The sequence below is a fragment of the Pseudomonas sp. HP_14 genome (assembly GCF_055283875.1).
This window is the reverse complement of record NZ_JBTOQI010000011.1, coordinates 337,910-361,409: the sequence shown is the minus strand read 5'-3', so window position 1 is coordinate 361,409 and position 23,500 is coordinate 337,910. Positions and strand designations below refer to the sequence as shown.

18 protein-coding genes and 1 pseudogene are annotated in these 23,500 nt (G+C 57.2%); 7 read left to right on the top strand and 12 right to left on the bottom strand.

Features of this window, described 5'->3' with window-relative positions; genetic code table 11:
* Positions 1-84 precede the first annotated feature (84 nt).
* Positions 85-444, bottom strand: coding sequence for a PilZ domain-containing protein (locus ACYASS_RS11175; RefSeq protein ID WP_122665534.1), 360 nt, complete (start codon positions 442-444; stop codon positions 85-87).
* A gap of 235 nt (positions 445-679) precedes the next feature.
* Positions 680-1,054, bottom strand: a complete 375-nt coding sequence (locus ACYASS_RS11170; protein WP_463586146.1) for a tetratricopeptide repeat protein — start codon at positions 1,052-1,054, stop codon at positions 680-682.
* A gap of 175 nt (positions 1,055-1,229) precedes the next feature.
* Here ACYASS_RS11170 and pyk point away from each other — a divergent pair, with 175 nt between their 5' ends.
* The gene (pyk, locus tag ACYASS_RS11165) at positions 1,230-2,681 is read left to right on the top strand and encodes a pyruvate kinase (RefSeq protein WP_243246523.1); all 1,452 of its coding nucleotides are present in this window, start codon (positions 1,230-1,232) and stop codon (positions 2,679-2,681) included.
* A 143-nt stretch (positions 2,682-2,824) separates the two neighbouring features.
* Here the strand turns inward: pyk and ACYASS_RS11160 are convergent, their stop codons facing one another.
* A complete protein-coding gene (locus ACYASS_RS11160; RefSeq protein ID WP_463586145.1) occupies positions 2,825-3,763 on the bottom strand; it encodes an iron-sulfur-binding ferredoxin reductase in 939 nt (312 codons plus the stop codon).
* Positions 3,756-4,874, bottom strand: a complete 1,119-nt coding sequence (locus ACYASS_RS11155; protein ID WP_463586183.1) for a GGDEF domain-containing protein — start codon at positions 4,872-4,874, stop codon at positions 3,756-3,758. Before ACYASS_RS11155 ends, ACYASS_RS11160 begins: the two co-directional genes overlap by 8 nt.
* A gap of 378 nt (positions 4,875-5,252) precedes the next feature.
* Here ACYASS_RS11155 and ACYASS_RS11150 point away from each other — a divergent pair, with 378 nt between their 5' ends.
* On the top strand, positions 5,253-6,776 hold the full coding sequence (locus ACYASS_RS11150) for a fumarate hydratase (protein ID WP_027900590.1): 1,524 nt from the start codon (positions 5,253-5,255) through the stop codon (positions 6,774-6,776).
* Between the two features lie 43 nt (positions 6,777-6,819).
* Here ACYASS_RS11150 and ACYASS_RS11145 read toward each other — a convergent pair whose 3' ends face one another.
* Positions 6,820-7,392 (bottom strand): hypothetical protein, encoded by a 573-nt coding sequence (locus ACYASS_RS11145; RefSeq protein ID WP_463586144.1) that lies wholly within the window; start codon positions 7,390-7,392, stop codon positions 6,820-6,822.
* A 470-nt stretch (positions 7,393-7,862) separates the two neighbouring features.
* Between ACYASS_RS11145 and ACYASS_RS11140 the strand changes: the two genes are divergently transcribed.
* Complete coding sequence (locus ACYASS_RS11140) at positions 7,863-12,146, top strand: SpvB/TcaC N-terminal domain-containing protein (RefSeq protein WP_463586143.1); 4,284 nt, start codon at positions 7,863-7,865, stop codon at positions 12,144-12,146.
* On the top strand, positions 12,143-14,938 hold the full coding sequence (locus tag ACYASS_RS11135) for an RHS repeat domain-containing protein (RefSeq protein WP_463586142.1): 2,796 nt from the start codon (positions 12,143-12,145) through the stop codon (positions 14,936-14,938). The genes ACYASS_RS11140 and ACYASS_RS11135 overlap by 4 nt, the downstream gene beginning before the upstream one ends.
* A gap of 108 nt (positions 14,939-15,046) precedes the next feature.
* Here the strand turns inward: ACYASS_RS11135 and ACYASS_RS11130 are convergent, their stop codons facing one another.
* A complete protein-coding gene (locus tag ACYASS_RS11130; RefSeq protein ID WP_463586141.1) occupies positions 15,047-15,739 on the bottom strand; it encodes an RES family NAD+ phosphorylase in 693 nt (230 codons plus the stop codon).
* Entirely contained in the window at positions 15,733-16,137 is a 405-nt protein-coding gene (locus ACYASS_RS11125; RefSeq protein ID WP_463586140.1) for an antitoxin Xre-like helix-turn-helix domain-containing protein, read from the bottom strand. The genes ACYASS_RS11130 and ACYASS_RS11125 overlap by 7 nt, the downstream gene beginning before the upstream one ends.
* Positions 16,138-16,781: 644 nt before the next feature.
* Between ACYASS_RS11125 and ACYASS_RS11120 the strand changes: the two genes are divergently transcribed.
* Positions 16,782-17,006, top strand: a complete 225-nt coding sequence (locus ACYASS_RS11120) for a DUF6124 family protein (RefSeq protein WP_463586139.1) — start codon at positions 16,782-16,784, stop codon at positions 17,004-17,006.
* 146 nt (positions 17,007-17,152) lie between these two features.
* On the opposite strand, the gene ACYASS_RS11115 is transcribed toward ACYASS_RS11120, so the two are convergent.
* The 4 genes and pseudogenes from ACYASS_RS11115 to ACYASS_RS11100 all read right to left on the bottom strand — a co-directional run.
* On the bottom strand, positions 17,153-18,310 hold the full coding sequence (locus ACYASS_RS11115) for a phospholipase D-like domain-containing protein (RefSeq protein ID WP_463586138.1): 1,158 nt from the start codon (positions 18,308-18,310) through the stop codon (positions 17,153-17,155).
* A 1-nt stretch (position 18,311) separates the two neighbouring features.
* Positions 18,312-18,893 (bottom strand): YceI family protein, encoded by a 582-nt coding sequence (locus ACYASS_RS11110; protein WP_463586137.1) that lies wholly within the window; start codon positions 18,891-18,893, stop codon positions 18,312-18,314.
* A gap of 80 nt (positions 18,894-18,973) precedes the next feature.
* Positions 18,974-19,306, bottom strand: coding sequence for an amidase (locus ACYASS_RS11105; RefSeq protein ID WP_463586136.1), 333 nt, complete (start codon positions 19,304-19,306; stop codon positions 18,974-18,976).
* 43 nt (positions 19,307-19,349) lie between these two features.
* A pseudogene (locus ACYASS_RS11100) lies at positions 19,350-20,342 on the bottom strand (serine hydrolase domain-containing protein); the annotation flags it as partial.
* An 867-nt stretch (positions 20,343-21,209) separates the two neighbouring features.
* On the opposite strand from ACYASS_RS11100, the gene olsB reads away from it, so the two are divergent.
* Positions 21,210-21,965 carry an L-ornithine N(alpha)-acyltransferase gene (gene olsB, locus ACYASS_RS11095; protein ID WP_463586135.1) on the top strand — a complete coding sequence of 252 codons (756 nt, stop codon included), beginning with the start codon at positions 21,210-21,212 and terminating at the stop codon, positions 21,963-21,965.
* On the top strand, positions 21,965-22,798 hold the full coding sequence (locus ACYASS_RS11090) for a lysophospholipid acyltransferase family protein (protein WP_463586134.1): 834 nt from the start codon (positions 21,965-21,967) through the stop codon (positions 22,796-22,798). Before olsB ends, ACYASS_RS11090 begins: the two co-directional genes overlap by 1 nt.
* On the opposite strand, the gene ACYASS_RS11085 is transcribed toward ACYASS_RS11090, so the two are convergent.
* Positions 22,759-23,355: an acyl carrier protein phosphodiesterase gene (locus ACYASS_RS11085; protein ID WP_463586133.1), complete on the bottom strand. Its 597-nt coding sequence runs from the start codon at positions 23,353-23,355 to the stop codon at positions 22,759-22,761. The two genes, ACYASS_RS11090 and ACYASS_RS11085, sit on opposite strands and share 40 nt — an antisense overlap.
* Between the last annotated feature and the right edge of the window lie 145 nt (positions 23,356-23,500).

The following is a 23,500-nucleotide window of genomic DNA, read 5'->3' as shown; positions in this document are numbered from 1 at the left end:
GACTTGTGGGCAAGGCGGCCTTCGCACGATGCAGGCACAACGTCTCGCCAACAAGTTGGCTCCTAAACGAGATAACGCGGTGCGTCAGGCCGACGCTTCCATCGGATAGAAACTGAAGTAGTGCCTTAGGGCACGGATCAGCTCCGCATACTCTGGCGGCGACTCGGTCAGTATGAATCCAGAGTCGTAGCTACCCGGCGTCTCATCTTCATGACACCACAGGCAGGTTGCGGTCACCTCCAGCGTTACAGGCGTTCCGCGCTCACAGGGCACCTGCATACGCAGTTCAAAATCAGCGCCTACCAGCATTGGCAGATCACTGATGAGCATCAATCCCTGCTCGGAAACATTGCCCAGACAGCCTAATTGCTTGTTGGTGTAGCGATTGAAAACCCGTAGGTAGCAAGGCAATTGATGCCGTTCGATTCTTCGCTCTTTCAACATAGATAAAGCCGCCATAGGTGACCATTGAGCATGGTCGCGCTAAAACTCCTGATAACCGCCAAGACGGTCAGCGTCCCTGATTCAGACAAACCTTAGATTTGTCTTAGCAGTGAAACGTGACTCTGACCCGTTACAAGTCCTGGAAGTCACGTGCGTTCGTCTGCTTTTACAGAGACTAGACCAACTGCGCCGTTCAGCCACTCAAAAGCGATACAGAAGATTCAAACGGGTGTATCTAACGCTTTACAGGGTTGACCTGTGCAGTCTGCACCCGTGGATAGTGACCTAATTGCTGAAGGGTCTCCAGGCGGGCACGCGCTCTGAAGGCGTACTCACTGTAAGGGTATTGGGTGATGATGAACTGATAAGTCTGCGCTGCATCGACAAACAGTTTCTGCCGCTCCAGACACTGCCCACGCAACATCGACACTTCAGGCTGAACATATCGCCGCGACCGGCTTTGACGATCGACCTTGGACAGGCTCAACATTACGGCCTCACAGTCACCACGGTCATAGGACCGATAGGCGCTGTTCAAATTGGAATTCATGGCCATCCGGGTGCAGCCGCTGACAGCTGCCAGCAATACTAAAATCATCACGATTCGCATGGGACTCTCCTGTGCTCTGCAATGTATCGGCCTGAAACAAGATTTCTTCAAGCAGGTTTGACACCGATCGTCAGCCGATTGTGCACTGGCAAAACATCGCGGTAGTGCAAAGAAACATGACTACAGATCAAGACAGTAGTAGCCTCTCGCTGCGCTTCATATAAGGAGTTTGTGCATGACCGTTCGCCGCACCAAAATCGTCGCCACTCTTGGCCCTGCCAGTAACTCACCGGAAGTCATCGAACAATTGATCCTCGCGGGTCTGGACGTTGCTCGCCTGAACTTCTCCCACGGCACCCCGGATGAGCACAAGGCACGCGCCAGGCTTATTCGCGAAATCGCCGCAAAGCACGGGCGTTTCGTCGCTCTGCTGGGTGACCTGCAAGGTCCGAAAATTCGTATCGCCAAGTTCGCTGGCAAGAAAATCGAACTGAAAGTCGGTGACAAGTTCACCTTCTCCACTGTTCATCCGCTGACCGAAGGCAACCAGCAAATCGTGGGTATCGACTACCCGGATCTGGTCAAGGATTGCGGCGTAGGCGACGAGCTACTGCTCGACGACGGTCGCGTGGTCATGCGCGTCGACACCCAGACTGCCGACGAACTGCACTGCACCGTGCTGATCGGTGGCCCATTGTCTGACCACAAAGGCATCAACCGTCGCGGTGGCGGCCTCACTGCCCCGGCGTTGACCGAAAAAGACAAACTGGACATCAAGCTGGCTGCCGAAATGGAGCTGGACTATCTGGCCGTTTCGTTCCCGCGCGACGCCGCTGACATGGAATACGCCCGTAAGCTGCGTGACGAGTCGGGCGGTACTGCCTGGCTGGTGGCGAAGATCGAACGTGCTGAAGCCGTGGCTAACGACGAAGTGCTGGACGCGCTGATCCGCGCCAGTGATGCCGTCATGGTTGCCCGTGGCGACCTGGGCGTTGAAATTGGTGACGCAGAGCTGGTTGGCGTGCAAAAGCGCATCATCCTGCACGCTCGTCGTCATAACAAAGCGGTGATCGTAGCGACGCAGATGATGGAGTCCATGATCTCCAGCCCGATGCCGACTCGCGCCGAAGTCTCCGACGTGGCCAACGCCGTGCTCGACTACACCGACGCGGTGATGCTGTCTGCTGAAAGTGCCGCCGGTTCTTATCCGATCGAAGCCGTTCAGGCCATGGCCCGTATCTGTATCGGCGCTGAGAAGCACCCGACAGGTAAAACCTCCAGCCACCGCATTGGTCACTCGTTCACCCGTTGTGACGAAAGCATCGCGCTGGCGGCCATGTACACCGCCAACCACTTCCCTGGCGTGAAAGCGATCATTGCCCTGACTGAAAGCGGCTACACCCCGCTGATCATGTCGCGCATCCGCTCCTCGGTGCCGATCTACGCGTTCTCCCCGCACCGCGAAACCCAAGCGCGCGCGGCGATGTTCCGTGGCGTTTACACCGTACCGTTCGACCCGGCCAACTTGCCACCAGGCCAGGTCAGCCAGTCTGCAGTGGACGAACTGCTCAAGCGCGGTCTCGTTGAGCAAGGCGATTGGGTCATCCTCACCAAGGGTGATAGCTACCACACCATCGGTGGCACCAACGGCATGAAAATCCTGCACGTCGGCGATCCATTGGTCTAAGAACGCCCGCGCAGGAAACAAAAAGCCCCGGTTCGCGAGAGCCGGGGCTTTTTTGTGTCTGATGACCGAGGGTTAACCGCAGCGCACTTCTGTAGGAGAGACGCCGGTGTCTATGGCACCACGCAATCTCGCATTTGAATGCTTTAATCACGCCCCACAAACACATCCGCCAAGACCTGATTACGCGGAATACCCGCCAGATAGAGTCGCTTGGCAAAGATCTCTACACTGTGTGGGCTGCCACAGACCAGCGCCATGGTCTTGCGCGACAGCATGCGCAGGTCTGCAAGCGTTGCCTCCAGTTCATCAGCCGTCACTAGCTGCACCTGGACACTGCCATGATTAGCTGCCAACTCAGTCAGTTCGGCACGCAGGTAGTGCTCGCCGCCGTTACGCGCCAAATGGATAAGCCTGATGGGCCCCAGATGATCCTGACGCAGTGCCTCGCGCAGCACGCCCCATAACGGCCCTAGTCCGGTCCCGGCGCCCAGCAATAACAAAGGCCGCTCTTGCCAGTCCGGATCATATTGCAACGCCCCGCCACGCAGTTCGCCCAACCCTAGGCTCTCACCGACAAGCAGGTTTCGAGCGATATCAGCAAAAGCGCCCGATTGGCCGCAATCGATATGAAACTCCAGAAAACGGTCTTCTCCCGGCACACTCGCCAGTGAATACGGGCGGGCAATACCGCTTTCAGTCCACAACACCAGATGCTGACCCGCGCGGTAACGCAACGGTCGCTGCGGCTCGAGGCGTAAACGCAGCACCGCAGGGCTGAGCCAGGCACACTCCGCGACCTGCGCTGGCAGGCCGTCACGCAGAGGATCAAAAGCCTGGACTGTCAAACTTTGCGTGACACGACATTGGCAAGCCAGCCGCCAGCCCTCCTGACGTTTACCCGCATCCAGCGCCTCTGGCAGCGCATCCTCGGGTTCGCCATCAATGCAGCGCACCAGGCAGGCATGGCAACTGCCCGCTCGACAGCTATAAGGGACGCTTACGCCAGCCTGGTTGAGGCTATCAAGCAAATTGCTCCCTGCTGCAACCGTCCAGTGACGGTCGCCCACATGCAACTCAGGCATCAACGTTTTCCCAACCCGCCATACAACGATTACGCCCGGCACGTTTGGCCCGATAGAGCGCCAGATCTGCCCGCTGCAACGCCTCATCAAGGTTGTCGCCACGCTGTAGCAAGGTCATGCCCACCGACAGGCTCAGGCTGCAGTCGGGCAACGTCGGCAACTCAACCCGGCTAAAAGCCTCACGTACACGCTCACAACAATCGATCAGTTGTTGCTCGTTGCATTGCGGTATGAACAACACAAATTCCTCTCCACCGTAGCGCGCCAGTACATCACTGTCGCGCAGGCAATCTTCAGCACGGGCCGCAAAAGCCTGGAGTACCTGGTCGCCTGCCGAATGACCATAGTTATCGTTGATGCGCTTGAAGTGATCGAGGTCGATCAAGGCCAGCCCATGGGAAGCGTCACTGCCCAGCAGATTCAATTCCCTGGCGGCCATGCGCAAAAAGTAGCGGCGATTGTACAGATTGGTGAGCTCATCGGTAGCAGCCAACTCTTCAAGCTGCGCCATCATCCCGCGCAATGTGTCCTGGTGAGCCTGCAGGGCATAGCGGCGATGACGCATTCGCTGGCGCTGGGCATTTACATAACCGGCAAACAGGCTAAGCCACAGCAGCATGACGAACAGTGCACTGATCTGCAGGAGCACGGTTCCAGGTTTGCGCATGCTTCCGTCGAGGAATTCCCACAGGTTGATACCGGCAAAACTCAGCAGTACCAACACGGCACATCGGGCAAAGACCATTGGCGTCAATTGAAACAGGCCAAACAGAAGGATTGGCGCATACACAATCAAAAATACACCACGGGCCCCATCCAGACATGAGAGCAGCCAGGTCAGCCAACACAGGGCGAGCAACACTTGAAACTCAGTCAGACTGGCATCAGTGAAACGCTGGTTCAGCTTGGTCAGAAATACGGCAAATACGGCAAGCTGACTCAATACCACCAAAACGCAGGTAATCACTGTCACCAGCATCGGCTGATGCAGCTCCCCCGCATAAATCGCCAGCCAACTCAGCACTGTGACTAATAGATAAGTCGCCGCCGCCAGGCCAAAACGCTTCAGAAAAAGGGATTGTGTGGCGGGAGATATTTCCCGTGCGCTTATCGTGCTCAAAAAGGATTCCTTCCCATAGTGGCACCAAGCCCGGAACTTTAGACTCTCATCGAAAAGTTTCCAGCCAATACAGGTTAAATACGTTCAAATAGATTCAATTGCAACTCGCATCCCCGCCGTTGGGTCCCCCTGATACGGGGCTTTGACGGCATTATTGCCAGCGACACCCACCGGTGCTGGGCAAAGCCATTCGACCGGCAAAAGAATGCGAAGCGCAAAACCGATGGATGGACCCAAGAGGTTGCGGGTTATACTGCCGCGCCTTTTTGTCGCAGCCAGCCACGCTGTTGCAACCATGAGACATCGTTCGAACGCAGATGGCTCAGACTATATTTTGAATGTTCCCGTCCTAAAGAGGAGCGCGCACACATGACCGTGATCAAGCAAGACGACCTGATTCAGAGCGTAGCCGACGCCCTGCAATTCATTTCCTACTACCACCCGGTAGATTTCATTCAGGCCATGCATGAAGCCTATCTGCGCGAAGAGTCGCCTGCTGCACGTGACTCCATGGCACAGATCCTGATCAACTCGCGCATGTGCGCGACCGGTCATCGCCCGATCTGCCAGGACACCGGCATCGTCACCGTATTCGTGCGTGTTGGCATGGACGTACGTTGGGACGGGGCCACCATGGGCCTCGACGACATGATCAACGAAGGCGTGCGCCGCGCTTACAACTTGCCGGAAAACGTCTTGCGCGCCTCGATCCTGGCCGACCCGGCCGGTGCGCGTAAAAACACCAAAGACAACACTCCAGCCGTTATCCACTACTCCATCGTCCCGGGTAACACCGTGGAAGTGGACGTGGCTGCCAAAGGCGGCGGCTCGGAAAACAAATCGAAGATGGCCATGCTCAACCCGTCCGACTCGATCGTCGACTGGGTCCTGAAAACCGTGCCGACCATGGGCGCCGGCTGGTGTCCGCCTGGCATGCTCGGCATTGGTATCGGCGGTACGGCCGAGAAAGCCGCCGTCATGGCCAAAGAAGTGCTGATGGAATCCATCGACATCCACGAGTTGAAGAAGCGCGGCCCGTCCAACCGTATCGAAGAGATGCGCCTGGAACTGTTCGAAAAGGTCAACCAACTGGGCATCGGTGCCCAGGGCCTGGGCGGTCTGACCACCGTGCTCGACGTGAAAATCATGGATTACCCGACTCACGCGGCTTCGCTGCCGGTGTGCATGATTCCTAACTGTGCCGCCACCCGTCACGCGCACTTCGTGCTTGATGGTTCCGGCCCTGCCTCGCTGGAAGCGCCATCGCTGGATGCCTACCCGGAAATCGTCTGGGAAGCAGGCCCGTCGGCCCGTCGCGTCAACCTCGACACCCTGACCCCGGAAGACGTGCAAAGCTGGAAGCCGGGCGAAACGGTCCTGCTCAACGGCAAGATGCTCACCGGCCGCGACGCGGCGCACAAGCGCATGGTCGAAATGCTCAACAAGGGCGAAACCCTGCCAGTGGACCTCAAAGGTCGCTTCATCTACTACGTCGGCCCGGTTGATCCGGTGCGCGAAGAAGTGGTTGGCCCGGCTGGCCCGACCACCGCAACGCGGATGGACAAATTCACCCGGCAGATCCTTGATCAAACCGGCCTGCTGGGCATGATCGGCAAATCCGAACGCGGCCCGACCGCTATCGAAGCGATCAAAGACCACAAGGCCGTGTACCTGATGGCGGTCGGCGGTGCTGCTTATCTGGTGGCTCAGGCGATCAAGAAGTCGAAAGTCGTGGCCTTTGCCGAGCTGGGCATGGAAGCGATCTACGAGTTCGAAGTTAAAGACATGCCTGTCACGGTCGCCGTAGACAGCAAGGGCGAATCCGTCCACGTCACCGGCCCGCAGATCTGGCAGAAGAAGATCAGCGACAGCCTGGCGGTGGAAGTGCAGTAAGACTGTCTGGCCGCTCTAAAGCTAGCCTGCCTGAACCGGTGGGCTAGCTTCGCCAGGTCTGTGCTGCACCACTGTTGATAAAGCGATGCAAAGGCATTTTTCTGTTCATCTGCTCTTTGAAGGTGAACGGTTTTGTTCCAGCGACAACAGCCTTCAAATCATTAAATAATTCACCGAACTCTTGATCTGAGCGACTGACAACGTCGGTGAACAGTCCAGGACCAACCGTCCTCGACAACATCTTCAACCGTTCATCTATCGTCTTGTTCCAGAGCAGGTTCAGACCGATTCCCGGCATCCCCATAGGATCTGGCAAGAGTCCGCTTTGCTCTGCCGCTTTATAGCGAGCGACACCTTCCTGCATCATGTCACGCAATATGCTCGCCCCGGCGTGTGCAGCGAATGAACTGTTGTTGATCATGAAGCCCTCGACTGATCCTGGTTTCTCCCAGGGAGCATAAGTAGGTCCCAGCGTGAGGACTTGACCTTCATCGGCTAAAAGCGGTGTGTCCCCTAATCGGCTCATATCATCAGTCGTTTGATCGGCGTAAATATCATCCACGTCAGAATAAGAACCTCCAAACTCATGAACCACACTCATGTGAAGCGCATCCACGGAAAAAGCTCCCAACGCCCGAGCCGCGAGGGTCCTGTACCGAGAGGACCGGTGTATGGCAGCGAACAAGCAAATCCGGGGTCGGCATTGCAAATGTCTCCCGACAAGCCCACTAAGAAATAAATGATAAAGGTCCACCGCTTTAAAATAACCAACTAACACGCACTAACAGTAATAGCCAAATATTCCATTACTCCCGATATGACTATTAACACGTTGTTTTTATTGAAAACTCCAGACTACACAGGGCATGACTGTCATTGATGACAGGTAGACGTCTATTGAAAAAAGTCCACACTCAAAGGGACCCTGGTCGAGAGCGTCGCCGCCATAACAGCCCCATCTTTTTCTTTATTGGCCACTCTCAGCAACGCCCAAACCTCCTCTGCCGCAAAGAGTGATCGTTCCCACAGAAAAATCTCATCATTTCAGAAAGTTATGTGTTTTTTGATAGCAGGGAAGCCAAGACCATGGCCACTCAAGAACAAGCACAACAAGACGCGCACCCCATCGTTGCCACCCCGTCATTGCCCAGAGGCGGCGGTGCCATACAAAGCATTGGCAAAGGTTGGGGGGCTGTGGGTAACAGTGGCACGGCGTCACTGACGCTGGAGCTGCCAATCACTCAGGGCCGGGGCTATGCGCCGGGCCTTTTACTTAATTATCAGAGCACCGCGGGCAATGGCCTGTTCGGCCTGGGCTGGAATCTGAACCTGGGATGCGTGGCCCGGCGCTCCAGCAAAGGCGTACCGACCTACACCGATGATGATGTGATGCTCGGCCCCAATGGCGATGCTTGGCTGCCTGAGCGTGACAACAGCGGTGCCGTTGCCTCTACTACGGCAACACACCCTCATGACGAAAACATCTCATATCAAGTAGTTCGTTATTTCGCCCGGGTCGAGGGCGCATTTGACCTGATCGAACATTGGCGGCTTGATCCTGTCGAGCCTGGCTTCTGGCTGATCCATGGAGCAGACGGCAGCCTGCACTTCTACGGCAAAAAAGCCTCTTCGCGCAGCACCGATCCGGCCAACTCCAACCGGGTGGCCGAATGGTTGCTGGAAGAAAGTATGAACGCCCACGGCGAACATATTCTGTATGAATACAAGGCCGAGGATGAAGAGGGGCTGGACCCGGATCATCCGCGCGACTTCATTGCCCAGTGCTATTTGTGGCGGGTGCGTTGGGGCAACTTTCTGGCCCACGCCGAACTGTACTTGTGGGACGAAGCTGCACTGGAAGAACTGAACTGGCATTTCGATTTGCTGTTCGACTATGGCGAGCGCAACGAAGCCACCGCTAACCAGAAACCGACCTATGAAGAACCCGCTGGATCCAGTTGGTCTATCCGCAGCGATCCACACTCCAGTTTTGCTTACGGTTTTGAGCTGGGTAATTTGAGGCTGTGCCAGCAAATCCTGATGTTCCATCACTTTCCTGATGAGCTGGCAGAATCTCCGCTGCTTGTTCAGGGATTGCTGCTGGAATATGCCAAGGACCCTCTGGATTACAACACACTGATCAAGGCCCATAGCCAGGCCTGGGATGGCACGAGTGCACATAGACTCGACCAGCGCCCACCGATGGAGTTCAAGTACAGCGAGTTCAACCCTGCGAATGGGGTCTTCAAACCTTTCGACCCGATGCCTGGGCTCAATGATGGTCAGTCATACCAGTTGGTCGATTTGTACGGCGACGGCTTGCCGGGCGTGCTCTTTCGCAGTGATAAGTGTTGGCTCTATCGCGAGCCCGTCCGGGCAGACTCAGGCAAGGACGACGTCGCCTATGGGCCTTGGCAGGCATTGCCGCAGATCCCGCTGGCAGACTCGGCAACGACCGTCCTGCAATCACTCACCGACCAGACCGGTGATGGCCGCCTGGACTGGATCGTAGCGCAGCCAGGCATCGCCGGCTTCTTCACCTTGAACCCTGATCGCAGCTGGTCGCGGTTTGTCACCTTTGCCGCCTTCCCAACGGAATTCTTCAACCCGCAAGGGCAAATGGCCGATCTGGTGGGCGACGGTCTGTCGGACCTGGCGATGATCGGCCCGCGCAGCGTACGCCTGTACGCCAACCGCCGCGCCGCGGGTTTCGCCCCGCCAGTCGATGTCCCCCATGACGACGACCGTTTGCCGCTGTTGAGCGACAGCCCCAATGAACTGGTGGCCTTCAGTGACCTGCTGGGCACTGGCCAACAACATCTGATCCGTATCCGCCATGACGAAATCCGCTTCTGGCCGAATCTGGGCCGCGGCCATTTCGGCAAGGGCCAGCTGTTTGCCAAACTGTCTTTCGATGATTACGCAACCTTCGATGCCGGGCGAATCAGGCTGGCGGACCTGGACGGTTCCGGCGCCAGCGATGTTCTTTATCTGCGAGCAGACGACATTCAGGTGTTCATGAATCAGGGCGGCAATGGCCTGGCCACCCCCTTTAGCCAAAAATGGCCGGACGACGTGCGCTATGACCGCTCCTGCCAGATCAGCCTGGCCGATCTGCAAGGCCTGGGCTGTGCCAGCCTGGTATTGACTGTGCCGCACATGACACCGCGGCACTGGCATCTGTCTTACCCTGAAAAACCGTATTTACTCAACCAGACTGACAACCACTTCGGTGGTCTGGGCAAGGTCACTTATCGCAGCTCGGCACAGGAGTGGCTGGACGAGAAACAGACGTTGCGCGCGGCGGACAAGCCGGCGATTTCGTACTTGCCATTCCCTGTGCATGTGGTGGTCAAGCAAACCCAACGGGACAGCATCACCAGCATCACGCTGACCCAGTTGTTCCAGTACCGGCAGGGCTTTTACGACCCGCGCGAACGGGAGTTCCGTGGCTTTGGCCTGGTCTTGCAAACCGACAGCGAAACGCAGCCAAGCCCGCTGGAAGGTTTCACCGCTCCCCTATTGAGCAAAACCTGGTATCACACCGGGCGCTTCCCCGAACCCGAGCACGATGACTACGACGCCAGCGACCCGGACGCCCGTGTACTGGGTGGGCACCTGTTGGCCGAGTTCATCGGTGAGGCCGACCGCCTGATCGAAGATGCCGATGACGCCACCCACCAGGAAATGAGCCGCGCCCTCAGCGGCTCGGTGTTGCGCAACGAAGTATTCGGCCTAGATGAACACCAGCGGCCAAACATGCTGTATTCAGTGCAGGCCTCGCGGTATTTGGTACGCCAGTTGCTCCCGCTGTCTGAACATCAGCCGTATGCCCTGATGCTCCCGCTAGTCCTTGAATCGATCAATTACCGCTACGAGGCCGATGAGCTTGACGACCCCCAGTGCGAGCACAGCCTGAGCCTGACCTGGGACTGTTACGGCGTACTGACCCACGGCGTCAGCGTCAACTATGCGCGGCGCAAGAAACCCGGTGATGCACCGCCCTTCGAGAATGAGCACCAAAACACCTGGTGGCAGGCGTCCCATGACGAGGCGCAACAACAGTTCTACCTCAACGAGGCGCGCGCGCAGGCCATTCATCTGGACAGCCCGCAGAGCTGGCGCCTGGGCCTGCCCTATCAGGCACGCAGCAATGCCATGGTTGTCCCGACTAGTGAGTTGTCCGCCGAGGACATCAGTTATGAGCGGTTCAGCGACCCTCAAGGCAAACTGGCAAGTCTGCCGCGCACACTGACGGGGTTGTCTGTCCAGCGTTACATCGGCTGCGGCGACGGCGAGGCCACTTTCGAGGCACTGCCCGATGCCACGCAAAGCGCCGAACTCGACGACCACGCCCTCAGCGCCTATGAACGGGTCATGGACACCGAGCAACTAACTACCCGACTCGCGGAAGTCGGCTACGAGCAAATGCCCAGCTTCATGCCTGACGGCCTGAATCTCTGGTCGGTAAGACGCGGCTTCGCTCGTTATGCCGGGCTGGAGGGGTTCTACCGGCCCGAAACCGTCAGGCCTACCCGCAGCCATGGCTGGACCACAGTCGAGTACGACGCCTACCACCTGCTCATTACTCAGGTTACTGACCCGGTGGGCTGCATAACCCAAGTGAAGTACGACTACCGAACCTTGCAGCCCCGCCGGATTGTTGACCCCAACCAGAACACCCAGGAAGCGGACTACGATGCGTTCGGCCGTCTATGGGCAACCAGTTTCCATGGCACTGAACTGGGTGCGGCAGTGGGTTTCGAGCCGCTGACCCCGAACGAACGCGAATTGGGCGGCACCACCCAGGCTATCGCATACCCGGAGCTGGCGCTTAAAAACCAGGCCAGTGTCTATTACTACGACGCCGATATGACCTTTGATACCGGCATCGTTCCGTTCGCCAGCGCCACCCTGCAGGCGGATCGCTATCCCGGCGATCCGGACAAACAAATCCGTATCAGCCTGGTATCCGTGGATGGCTTCGGCCGCACCCTGCAAACACGTCAACTTGTTGAGGCGGGCGATGCCTATGCAGTCGATATCCACGGCAACTTCGAGATGGAAGGCGGCCAGCCAAAAATCGTTCATGCCGATAAACGCTGGCGCATCAGCGAGCGGGTGGAATACAACAACAAAGGTCTCGTGGTCAGGGTCTATCGTCCTTACTTCGCCAACAGCCACCGTTACATCAACGACGTGCCAATGCGCAAGTACGGCTACCACGACAAACAGTTCTACGACCCACTGGGCCGCCCCACCATCACCCTCACCGCCAAAGGCTGGATGCGGCGCCTGACCTACCAGACCTGGTACACCATCAGCGAGGATGAAAACGACACCGCCGAAGAAGTGGAAGCCTCGCGATGAGCCATGAACTGCACGCCCAAACGCCGATGCTCAACGTCGTGGACAGCCGCGGCCTGCCGGTGCGCCTGATCGCGTGTCATCGCCAAGCAGTTGCCGACACGCGCGATCTGCGTGTGACGCGCCAAGCCTATGATCCCGCTGGCCGCTTGATCGCCAGCCAGGACCCACGCCTGCCGACGCCCAATCAAATCAGCGTACATAGCCTTTCCGGCCAAGTGTTGTTCACCGACAGCGTCGATGCCGGTTGGCGGGTGGCACTGCTGGGCGACGCCGGACAATTGATTGAGGACTGGGACGGGCGCGGCAGTCACGCGCGGGTTGAATACGATGAGATGCTGCGGCCGGTATTGATCAGAGAAGCTACGGGGGATTCTGTTGGCGCGACCGGGGTGTCGCTCCAACAGGGTTTGGCTGTCGAACGGTTCACGTATGGCGGACCAGAAACGTCCGACCACAACCAGTGCAATCAACTCATCCGCCATGACGATACAGCCGGCACGATCCATTGCCCGGATTACGGCCTGCCCGGTTCACCTCTGACCGAAGTCCGTCACTTTTTGCGCACGCTGGACCTGCCCGACTGGCCGCTGGCGGTTGCCGAGCGAGACGCTTTGCTGGAGACCGACGGCTTTGCATCGACCAAGGGCTTCAACGCACTGGGTGAAGTGATCGAACAAACCGATGCCATGGGCAATACCCGGCGTTTCGAACACACCGTGGCAGGCCAACTGAAATCGGTTTCCCTTGGTGAACAGATCGTGCTCAGCGACATCCGCTACAACGCTTTCAATCAGGTCGAGCAGCAAACCGCCGGCAATGGCGTGATCAGCCGCTCGACTTACGATCCACGAGGGGGAGAGTTAACCGAGCATCACTCGGCGGTCGGCAATGATGCGCCCTTGCAATCTCTAAAATACGGCTACGACCCAGTGGGTAATATCCTGCAGGTGGAAGACGCCGCCCAGCCAGCGCGTTTCTTCGCCAATCAGCGAATTGAGCCGATCAACCGCTATCGTTACGACACCCTGTACCAACTGATCGAAGCTACCGGGCGGGAAGTTAAAACCGGCGCCAGCCACGGCCCCGCCCTGCCCGAGCTGCCGAACCAGCCGCCTGATCCCGGCCAGCTCGCCAACTACACGCAAAACTATGAATACGATGCGGGCGGTAATTTGTTGGAGATGCGCCACGTCGGCGCCCAATTATTTACCAGAGCCATGGAGGTTGCGCCAGACAGTAACCGCAGCCTGCCCGTCGACGAAGTGGACGTGGATTTTGAAAACGGCTTCGACGCCAACGGCAATCTTCAGCAACTGGTGCGCGGGCAGAGTTTGAGTTGGGATGCGCGTAATCAACTTCGGCAGATCACCACCGTGCAACGGGATGACGGGCCGAGTGATAACGAAACCTACGTCTATGACGGCGGCGGCCAGCGCTGTCGCAAAATCAGTAGCGCTCAAACGCAAAGCCGGACCCTGATCGCTGAAGTGCGCTATTTACCAGGGCTGGAAATCCGCAGCAACGCCGATGGTGAAATCCTCCATGTGGTGACAGTGGGCGATGTGCGAATGCTGCATTGGCAGGCTGGCAAACGGCGCGATGTCGCCAACGATCAGTTGCGCTATAGCCTCAGTGATTATCTGGGTTCAACCACCCTGGAACTGGATGACGAGGGAGGCTTACTCAGCCAGGAAATGTATTACCCGTTTGGCGGTACCGCCTGGTGGGCGGTGAGCAGTGCAGTGCAAGCTAAATACAAAACTGTGCGCTATTCAGGTAAAGAGCGCGATGCCAGCGGGCTTTATTATTATGGTTTCCGTTATTACGCGCCGTGGCTGCAGCGCTGGATTAATCCAGACCCTGCCGGGGATGTGGACGGGTTGAATGTGTATCAGATGGTGGGTAACGATCCGATAAATTACAGAGACGGGGATGGACGTTCTCGCAAAGGAGTCCTGAGGTATCACGTTATGGTCTATTGGGAACTACTGGATTCAGCTAAAGAAAACGTCAAAATAGCCCATCAACAAATAAAGAACCATTACGACAAAGAACACCGAAGAAACTCGATTGGTAGACGTGGCAGCGGGGAAGCCTTGAGGTTGGCCGGAAAATTTGCAGCGGATGCCGCTATAGGAGCTGCCGCTGTGGCCTTAACGACGGTGACTGGCGGTGCAGCCGCACCCGTGATCGTTCCATTGGCATTTTCAGTAGCGGCAGGGGCAAATGCAGCAGTTGATTACGCAGTGGACACAACAGACCTTGGCCCCCCTATCAATTTTCGAGCAAGCCCACTTAATCCAGAAAAATTAAAAACAGCGGCTGAACAAAAGTTTGCTCTATACAAAAAACTACCGAAAATGGTGAAAAAATATGACCCAAAAACAGCGACAGGGCGCGATGCAATTGGCAAGTTTGCAGGCAAAAAGGCAGCTGGCTATTACGCGGGTGTGGCCGGGAAATTGGCAGTTTCAGGGCTTTCCATCGGTCATGAAATAAGTCGCGCCAACGCCAGTATCCCAACCGAAAAACTGGATAAGGCGATGGTTCACCTTGAAAACTTAGAGACTTTACTTAATGAGGACCTAAACCACCTTTCGGTTTTATTTAAAAATGCCAACGTTGTGGAAATATCGCATCCTTCATTCGACACCCAATCTGAGAAAACCCTGAAGAGCGCCACAAATAAATTATTAAAAGAAATAGGTGAAGCAGGAGACGCAATAGCAGTTGCGAGGAACATCAATGCAGAACGCAAAAGATCAAGCAATGCAGGAATCACAAGGCTATAGGTAGCCATCACGAACATTACTCTCGAACCGCATGATCATATGAGTGCGAGAGTAAAGCTGCCCCACACTTGATCAAAACGCCGCACGTGACAGCCACACATAACTCGATCACGCACTCGAAAGCCGACTCACACTGGTGATCTGCCCACTCCAGATCATTTCGTAGTGCGCGGTCTGAACAATCGACTTCACGTGTTTGGGCGTCATCAAGGCCCAGCAATGATTGCCCGGCGAGCGAACCGAGTTGTAGCGCAGCCCTGGGCACCCTGCCCGCTTGGCGGCGTGGCCCAGTTGGCGAGCATGGGAATAGTCATTAGGATCGTAAATCGGGTCCGAAAGTGACAGCCCGGTAGCGTCTCGATTTGCCACCTCGTTGAAGGTGCAAGACAGGCCACGAAACAGGAAGCGCTCATAGTTGAGTCCTGCCACTCTCGACCAATAGTGGTTCTGGTGATGCCGCACCTCTGCGATTGCGGTTTCCATCACATCGGCCAGATACAGCACCCCGAAATCCCCTGAACTGAAACGCGAGCCAGCCGGATTCACATGGGTGAACGGCCCGACCGCGTAGGAACAACCGGGAACGCCGAATGGAATCTCGGCGACCGGGATCAACGCAATGCGCCCGATCTCATTCTGCAACCGCGGATTGGTCAGCGCTTGTAGTTGATACAAAACCTCGAACTCGGCGGCATCGGCAACATCGTCAAACAGGTCGATGGGCGGGAATCTCGAATTGACCAACCGATACGCCCGCCGCTCTTGCTCGGCAAGAAGTGGCAGACTGTCGAGCATCACCATTGCGCGCCCCGGAGTGCATCGACGCGGCGGAAGGTTTCATACAGCGAAACGATATCGCCCTGAGCCATGATGTCCAGTGGCTTGCGACCGTTGAAAAACTCGTTTTCGTTGGCCATCGAAGGGAAGCCGTACACGTTGTCCGGGTTATCGAAAACCGTGCGCAACGCCGCATGAATATTCAGTACGAAGCTGATGCGGTGCATCTGATCCATGTCCAGCCCGACTGACCATTCGGAGCCGGTTTGCTTGGCGCGGGTATAAGTGCTGCGCGAGATACGCAGAATCCGACAGGCCTGCTCGCTGGACGCATCCCACTTGTCGAGAATGCGCAGTGCGGTGCGCAGACCGGATACGCATTGTTCTTTGGAGAGCGGCTGGAGTTGCGGAACGGCGGACATGTGCGTGACCTTTTGAATCTGTAGATTCAAACAGTAGCAATAAGAGTCTGCAGATGCAAATAGATCTCTACGCCGTGCGCCGCTCCCATAGGGAATGCGACCTGCAGTTAAAGCCCGTTGACCCGAGACGCCAGCTTCAGTGCAGCTCGAAAAAGCTGACACAACCTCTTCGTGCAGCAAACACAAACCTTTGTGGGAGCCGGGCTTGCCCGCGATGCATGAGACCTAGCCAGAAGACATACCGCATTATCGTTTATCGTCGGAATACCACCCAGACCAAACACCGCTCCCATAAGTACTGTGCATGGCTCGATTTCCGGGAAACTGCGAGACATCTCCTCTTTGTTTGAAGGAAATTTCCGAGAGTGCTCTGAGTGCATTGCGCCCCCGATTCAAGACCTCTAGGGTGCGCCGGTCGCTGCAAAATCAGCGATCAGGTTTGGTAGACCTGAGTATCCTGGGCGCGGTGCGCCACCTTTTGCGAGGCGCATTTTTTCGGCCTATGTTTATGGTGGCCGCGCGCTTGGCGTCTTCGGATGCACCGGGTTTGCCTAGGTTACCGGTCTACCACTTGCGTGCGGCCGCCACCTTTATCGTTGGTAGCGAAAGGAGCGGCTCCTTATAAATATCTGGGAACTGCAAAGATGCTCGAGAACACCAAGACTGCTTCGCCACTCTTCACCATCAACGAAACTGTCAATCAGGAACAAGCGCTCAACTACGCATCTGACCTGCTGCGCTGCATCATCACGACCGCTTACGAGTCAGGAGACAATGCCATGGGCACCAGCCGTGATCTGGCCTTCTCGGTTGTCCACATGGCAGAGATTGCCAAGGCCATGGTGGATCGGTCTATAGATTGCCGGTGACAAATCTGAACACCCCATAGCCCGAGGCTAACGCGCACCCGTGGGACAGGCTTTAGCCGGGATGAGGCCAGTACATTCACTGCATCTTTATCGTCAGAAATGCCGACTTCCCGGCTAAAACGGAACGCCGCCCGGCCGGTCCCACGTCAGCGGCGCCGATCCAGCAAATTCACCACCAACCGATCAACCCACCCCCAAAGCCGCTGCTTGACCCGGCTCCACAATGGCCGGGCTTTCCAGTCAGCCAAGGTGATTTGCTTGCTCACAGCGAAGTCTTTTTCGAAGCTCGCGACCACATCCCGCGTCAGGCCGACGTCAAGAGCCTCCAGATTGGCTTCCAGGTTGAAGCGCAAATTCCAGTGATCGAAATTGCACGAGCCAATGCTCACCCAGTCATCGATCAGGACCATTTTCAAATGCAGGAAGCATGGCTGGTACTCAAAGATTTTCACGCCCGCCCGCAGCAAACGCGGGTAATAGCGATGCCCTGCGTAGCGCACTGAAGGATGATCAGTGCGCGGGCCGGTGAGCAGCAGTCGCACATCAATGCCTTGGGACGCAGCCTTGCGCAATGAACGGCGGACTTTCCAGGTCGGCAGAAAATACGGCGTCGCCAGCCAGATACGTTTGTGACCGCTGTTCAGCGCCCGCACCAGCGACTGCAGAATGTCGCGATGCTGGCGGGAATCGGCATAGGCAACACGGCCCAATCCGTGACCGGAAACCGGCACCTTGGGCAGGCGCGGCAGACCGAAGTTCTCGGCAGGTCGCCATGCCGTGCGACGCGGGTTGGCGTGAAACTGGCGATCGAACAAAGCCTGCCAGTCGATGACCAGCGGGCCAGTGATTTCCACCATCACTTCATGCCACTCACTGACAGGCTCAGCAGGCTGCCAGAACTCATCGGTAACGCCCGTGCCGCCGACCACTGCGAGCTTTTTGTCCACCAACAGCAGTTTGCGATGGTCGCGGTAGAAGTTACGCACACCACGACGCCAGTTGATGCGGTTGTAAAAACGCAGGATCACGCCCGCATCGGTCAGGCGCTTGCGCAGGCCCAAGGTAAAGGCCTGAGAGCCGAAGTCATCAAACAGGCAGCGCACGATCACGCCGCGTTGAGCCGCATCCACCAAAGCGCGTACTACCGCATCGGCACACGCGCCCGCCTCCACCAGATAAAGCTCCAGCTCGACTTGCTGCTGAGCGCCGTCAATAGCGGCGATCATGCGCGGGAAGAACGCGGGGCCGTCGATCAACAGTCGGAACTGGTTGTTTTCACGCCACGGAAAAATCGCCCCGGCCATATCAGCGCGCCGTGAAGATCAAAACAGCACCCACAGGCACCGCGAGGCTGACGGCCGATAAACCCGCTGCACTGCGCAGGGTCGTGAAGCCCGGCACCAGATCAAAATCCTGAGCATTAACCACCAACGGCTCAAGCGTCACGACCTGAAAACGTCGTTCATCAAGACGCGTTGCAAGCAATTCAGCGCGATAGCTGTGGGATTTGCCATGCAGTTGCACCACCAGCGGCAAGCGTAATTCCAGCTGCGCGCCAGGCGCCAGATCATTGATCGGCCCCAGGTCGAGTTGAGCGTTGATTTTAGCTCTGGGGAATTTATCGACGTTAAAGACTTGCTCGCGAATACGCTCATCGCGCAGTGCGATGCCGGTGCTGACCGATTCCAGCTCGACTTCAAGCTCAGCCGCGCCATTACGATCTACTTTCCCGTGCAGGGTCAAAAAGCGATGCACTTCAGCAATATTGGCGTTTTTGGTCGAGGTGAACGAAAGTCGAGAGGATTCGTTATCCAGATACCAGTTCGCCTGAGCGGGCAACGCAGTCAGCGCCAGCAAGGCCAGCAGCAGGCGGGTTGTGATGGGCATGCAAACTCCAGATGCGCATTAAGGGGCAACCGTACCGCCTGTCTGACCGCTGGCGAACTGCTACGTTCGCATCTGGTTTTTCATGGCGCTGACGGCAGCAAGCGACAGCCTTGTCGCTCGCCCTGCCAGGTCGCCACATTGCTGCGGCCAAGACCTTCGGCAGTTACCCGTTTATTCGCCGCGTCGTCGAGCAAACTGCTCGGTACGTACTGTTTGACGTAGCCACGGCAATACTCGGCGGAATTAAGCATGACGTAGCGACAGGAGCAATACTCTTTGGCGGTATAAGCGCTGATGATGCTCGGGAATGCAGCCAATGCGACGCGGTTTTGCCACACCAGCACCGCAATTGCCACCGCCATCAATAGCAACAGACTGCTGAATGATCGTCGACGTATAAAGCCGGTAGTCATTGCTCTCCCCCTATTGAAATGCGTTTTCTGTAGGATCCCATGTTTACTGCGCTACGGCGGCAGGCCCCTCTTTGCCGAAGGCCGCCATGGCCAGTTTTAGAAGCTGATCATGTGAATAGCTGCCATCCCGATCATCGGCATAGCGCACGATCACCAGCCCGGCACTGGGCACCACATACAGCCCCTGCCCCCAATGCCCCAGCGCCGCAAAGGTATCGGCGGGGGCATTGGGCCATGGGCCTTTTTGACCGCTCGCAGTGCGATTGAGCCACCACTGGCCGCCAGATGCATCGGAGTTTGGCTGTTGATTGGCGAACGGCGTCAGAACAAAGTCGACCCAGGATTTGGGCACTAACTGGCGGTCATTCCACAGCCCGCCGCGTTGCATCAATAAACCGATACGGGTCAGATCCCGAGCCGTCATGTAGGCGTAGGAAGAACCGACAAACGTGCCGCTGGCGTCGGTCTCCCACACAGCGCTGCGAATGCCCAGCGGCTCGAACAGTGCAGTCCACGGATAGTCCGCGTAGGCCTTTTCCCCGACCATGCCTTTCAGCGCAGCAGACAGGACGTTGCTGTCGCCACTGGAATACAGGAACGACGTACCCGGTTTGTGAGCACTGCGATGCTCGGCTGTAAAGCGCGCCATGTCGTCACGGCCACGGGTGTAAAGCATGGCAACCACCGAGGAGTTGAGCGGTGCGTATTCGTAGTCTTCCTGCCAATCCAGGCCGGAGGTCCACTGCATCAGATGTTTGATAGTGACGTCGGGATGAGCGCGCAACGGTGGGTAGAATTTCGCTGCCGGATCATCCAGCGCAAAGCGTCCCTCCCCAAATGCAACACCCAGCACCGTCGCCATGATGCTTTTGCTGATGGACCAGGTGAGGTGTGGGGTCTGGGCAGTGGTCACTCCGGCGTAGCGCTCGTACACCACCTCACCGTCACGCAGTACCAATAATGCGTCGGTGCGAATGCCCTCTCGGGTTTGGTCGTTGCGGGTTGGGAAGGCGTAACTCTCAAGGTCCTGGAGCGCGTCGGCGTTCGCGTTGAAGACAACAAATAGCAAAAACAACCAGGCGAGTCGCATGGAGTGGATCTCGAATGTGGACCGCCGCACTGTAGCAGTGAGTTGTGACAAATATTCAGACAGCGCAGATTTCCAGGTAGGAGCCAACTTGTTGGCGAGGGGTTTTACGCGGTGATTCAGGCCTGACGCCTCGCGAACAAGTTCGCTCCTACCGAGGCAATCGCACAAATCAGACTTCCAGGCAGGAGCCAACTTGTTGGCGAGGGGTTTTACGCGGAGACTCAGGCCTGACGCCTCGCGAACAAGTTCGCTCCTACCGAGGCAATCGCACAAATCAGACTTCCAGGCAGGAGCCAACTTGTTGGCGAGGGGTTTTACGCGGTGACTCAGGTCTGACGCCTCGCGAACAAGTTCGCTCCTACCGAGGCAATCGCACAAATCAGACTTCCAGGTAGGAGCCAACTTGTTGGCGAGGGGTTTTACGCGCTGATTCAGGCCTGACGCCTCGCGAACAAGTTCGCTCCTACCGAGGCAATCGCACAAATCAGACTTCCAGGCAGGAGCCAACTTGTTGGCGAGGGGTTTTACGCGCTGATTCAGGTCTGACGCCTCGCGAACAAGTTCGCTCCTACCAAGGCAATCGCACAAATCAGACTTCCAGGCAGGAGCCAACTTGTTCGCGAGGGGTTTTACGCGCTGATTCAGGTCTGACGCCTCGCGAACAAGTTCGCTCCTACCGAAGCACCCGTAACACAACCATCACCAAACCTTCATGGTCATGACATCGCCTCTCCTTAGCCTGAGTTTGTACAGCAGCGCCAGGCCATTACAGCCAACGCCCGCACTTGCAGGGCAGGCTAACGGAGACTTCGCATGACTCAGATCGCCCGCATTCGCGACACAGCATCCGACCGCCGCCTTCAGGCTGAACGTCTGACCGGCAGTAAAGCCTTGCAGGAAGCACAGGCCCTGCGCTTCAACGTGTTCAGTGGCGAATTCAACGCCAAACTCAAAGGCGCAGACCAAGGCCTTGATATGGATGATTACGATGTACATTGCTCGCACATCGGCGTGCGGGACCTGAACACCGGCAAGCTGGTCGCCACCACGCGCCTGCTGGACCACAAAGCGGCCAACAGCATCGGCAGCTTTTACAGTGAAGAAGAATTCGCCCTGCATGGCCTTGGCCATCTGCAAGGTCCGATTCTGGAACTGGGCCGTACCTGCGTTGACCCCGAGTACCGCAACGGCGGCACCATCGCTGTGCTGTGGAGCGAACTGGCCGAGATCCTCAACGAAGGTGCCTACAGCTACCTGATGGGTTGCGCAAGCATCCCCATGCAGGATGGCGGCATTCAAGCCCACGCCATCATGCAGCGTTTGCGCGAACGTTATCTGTGTACGGAAAACCTGCGCGCCGAACCTAAAAACCCGCTGCCAGCCCTGGATCTGCCCAACAACGTGATCTGCGAAATGCCGCCGTTGCTTAAAGCCTACATGCGCCTGGGTGCGAAGATCTGCGGCGAGCCGTGCTGGGACGAAGATTTCCAGGTCGCCGACGTGTTCATCCTGCTCAAGCGCGATGAACTCTGCCCACGCTACGCGCGCCACTTCAAGGCAGCAGTGTAATGAGCCGCTTGCGCGGCTATGCCCGAGTCGCCCGGGTACTGCTGGTGATTGCGCTGGGGCTGACCATTGCTGGCACGTTCGCCTGCATGGAGCGCATGAAGATCGGCAATTCCATGGCCCGGCGTCAGCGCTGGAGCCGATGGTTCATGGCGCGCCTGACCGCTGCCCTGCCGTTTCGCGTAACCGTCAGCGGCGAGCTCCCGCGTCAGCCGATGCTGTGGGTCAGCAATCACGTGTCCTGGACCGACATTCCACTGCTGGGCATGCTGGCTCCGCTGTCGTTTCTGTCCAAAGCCGAAGTACGCACATGGCCGGTGGCGGGTTGGCTGGCCCTAAAAGCAGGCACGTTGTTCATCCGTCGCGGTTCGGGTGACAGCAAGCTGATCCAGAAGCAGATGGGCAACCACTTGCAGCAGAACAACGCACTGGTAATTTTCCCTGAAGGCACCACCACTGACGGTACTGGCCTGCGTACATTTCATGGCCGCCTGATGTCGAGTGCGATTGACAGCGGGGTGTTGCTGCAACCAGTGGCGATTCACTATTCACGCAATGGCGAGCCAGACCCCATCGCGCCCTTCATTGGCGACGACGATTTGCTCTCGCACTTGCGCCGCCTGTTCGCCAATGAACAAGGTGATGTGCACATCCAGTTGCTGACGCCGATTGCCACTGTAGGCAAGGAGCGCGCAGCGCTGGCCTATGAGGCGCAGCAAGCCGTACAGGTCGCATTGTTTGGCGTGCCTCCCGCCGTCGCTGAGTCTTTCGTGACTAAAGAGGCCGTCGCTCAACCTCAGACTGCCGAAAGCCCGCGATCGGCCAGAGCGGCTTGAGAGAAGTCCTGCAGGATCGGATAGAACTCGGCAAAGTCTGCACTCAGGGGTTGGTAAAGGTCATGCAGTTCGAGCATTGCGCCTGCCAACCCTTCTGGCCGTGACAAGCGACGCGAAATCCCCGCCAATACCTGTTCCAGCACCGCAAATTCCCGATAAGAACCCAGCCAGTCGTGAGCGGCCATGTGCGGTGCAATCCGCGCCAGCCGCTCAGGCAACTCCGGCTCGGCGGCCAGCACACCGTAAACCTTGCGCGTGAAAGCTGCCAGCGGCACATCAGCGTAATGCGCCCAGTCCCGGGCCAGGCAATGATCGAAAAACACATCCAGCACGATGCCCGCGTAACGTCTGCGCTCGGCAGGAAAGCGTGCAATCGCCTGTTTGATCAGCGGGTGACTGTCGGTGAATGCATCGATGCTGCGATGCAGTTGAATCGCCTGCACCAATTCGTCCGGGAAACGTCCAGCCACAGGTCCTTTGACGAAATCGCCATAGAGACTGCCGAGGAGTTGAGCCGGTCGCTGGCCACCGAGGTGCAGATGTGCGAGGTAGTTCATGGCGCCCAGCCTACGCCGAATTACGTCCCGCGCCTATATCGATATAACCCGATATAGCGTTTTTCACTATCCTCAGCAGCAAATCATATTTGTATATCGCGAAATACAGATATAAAGTTCGCCTCATCGCGATATAGCGTTAAAC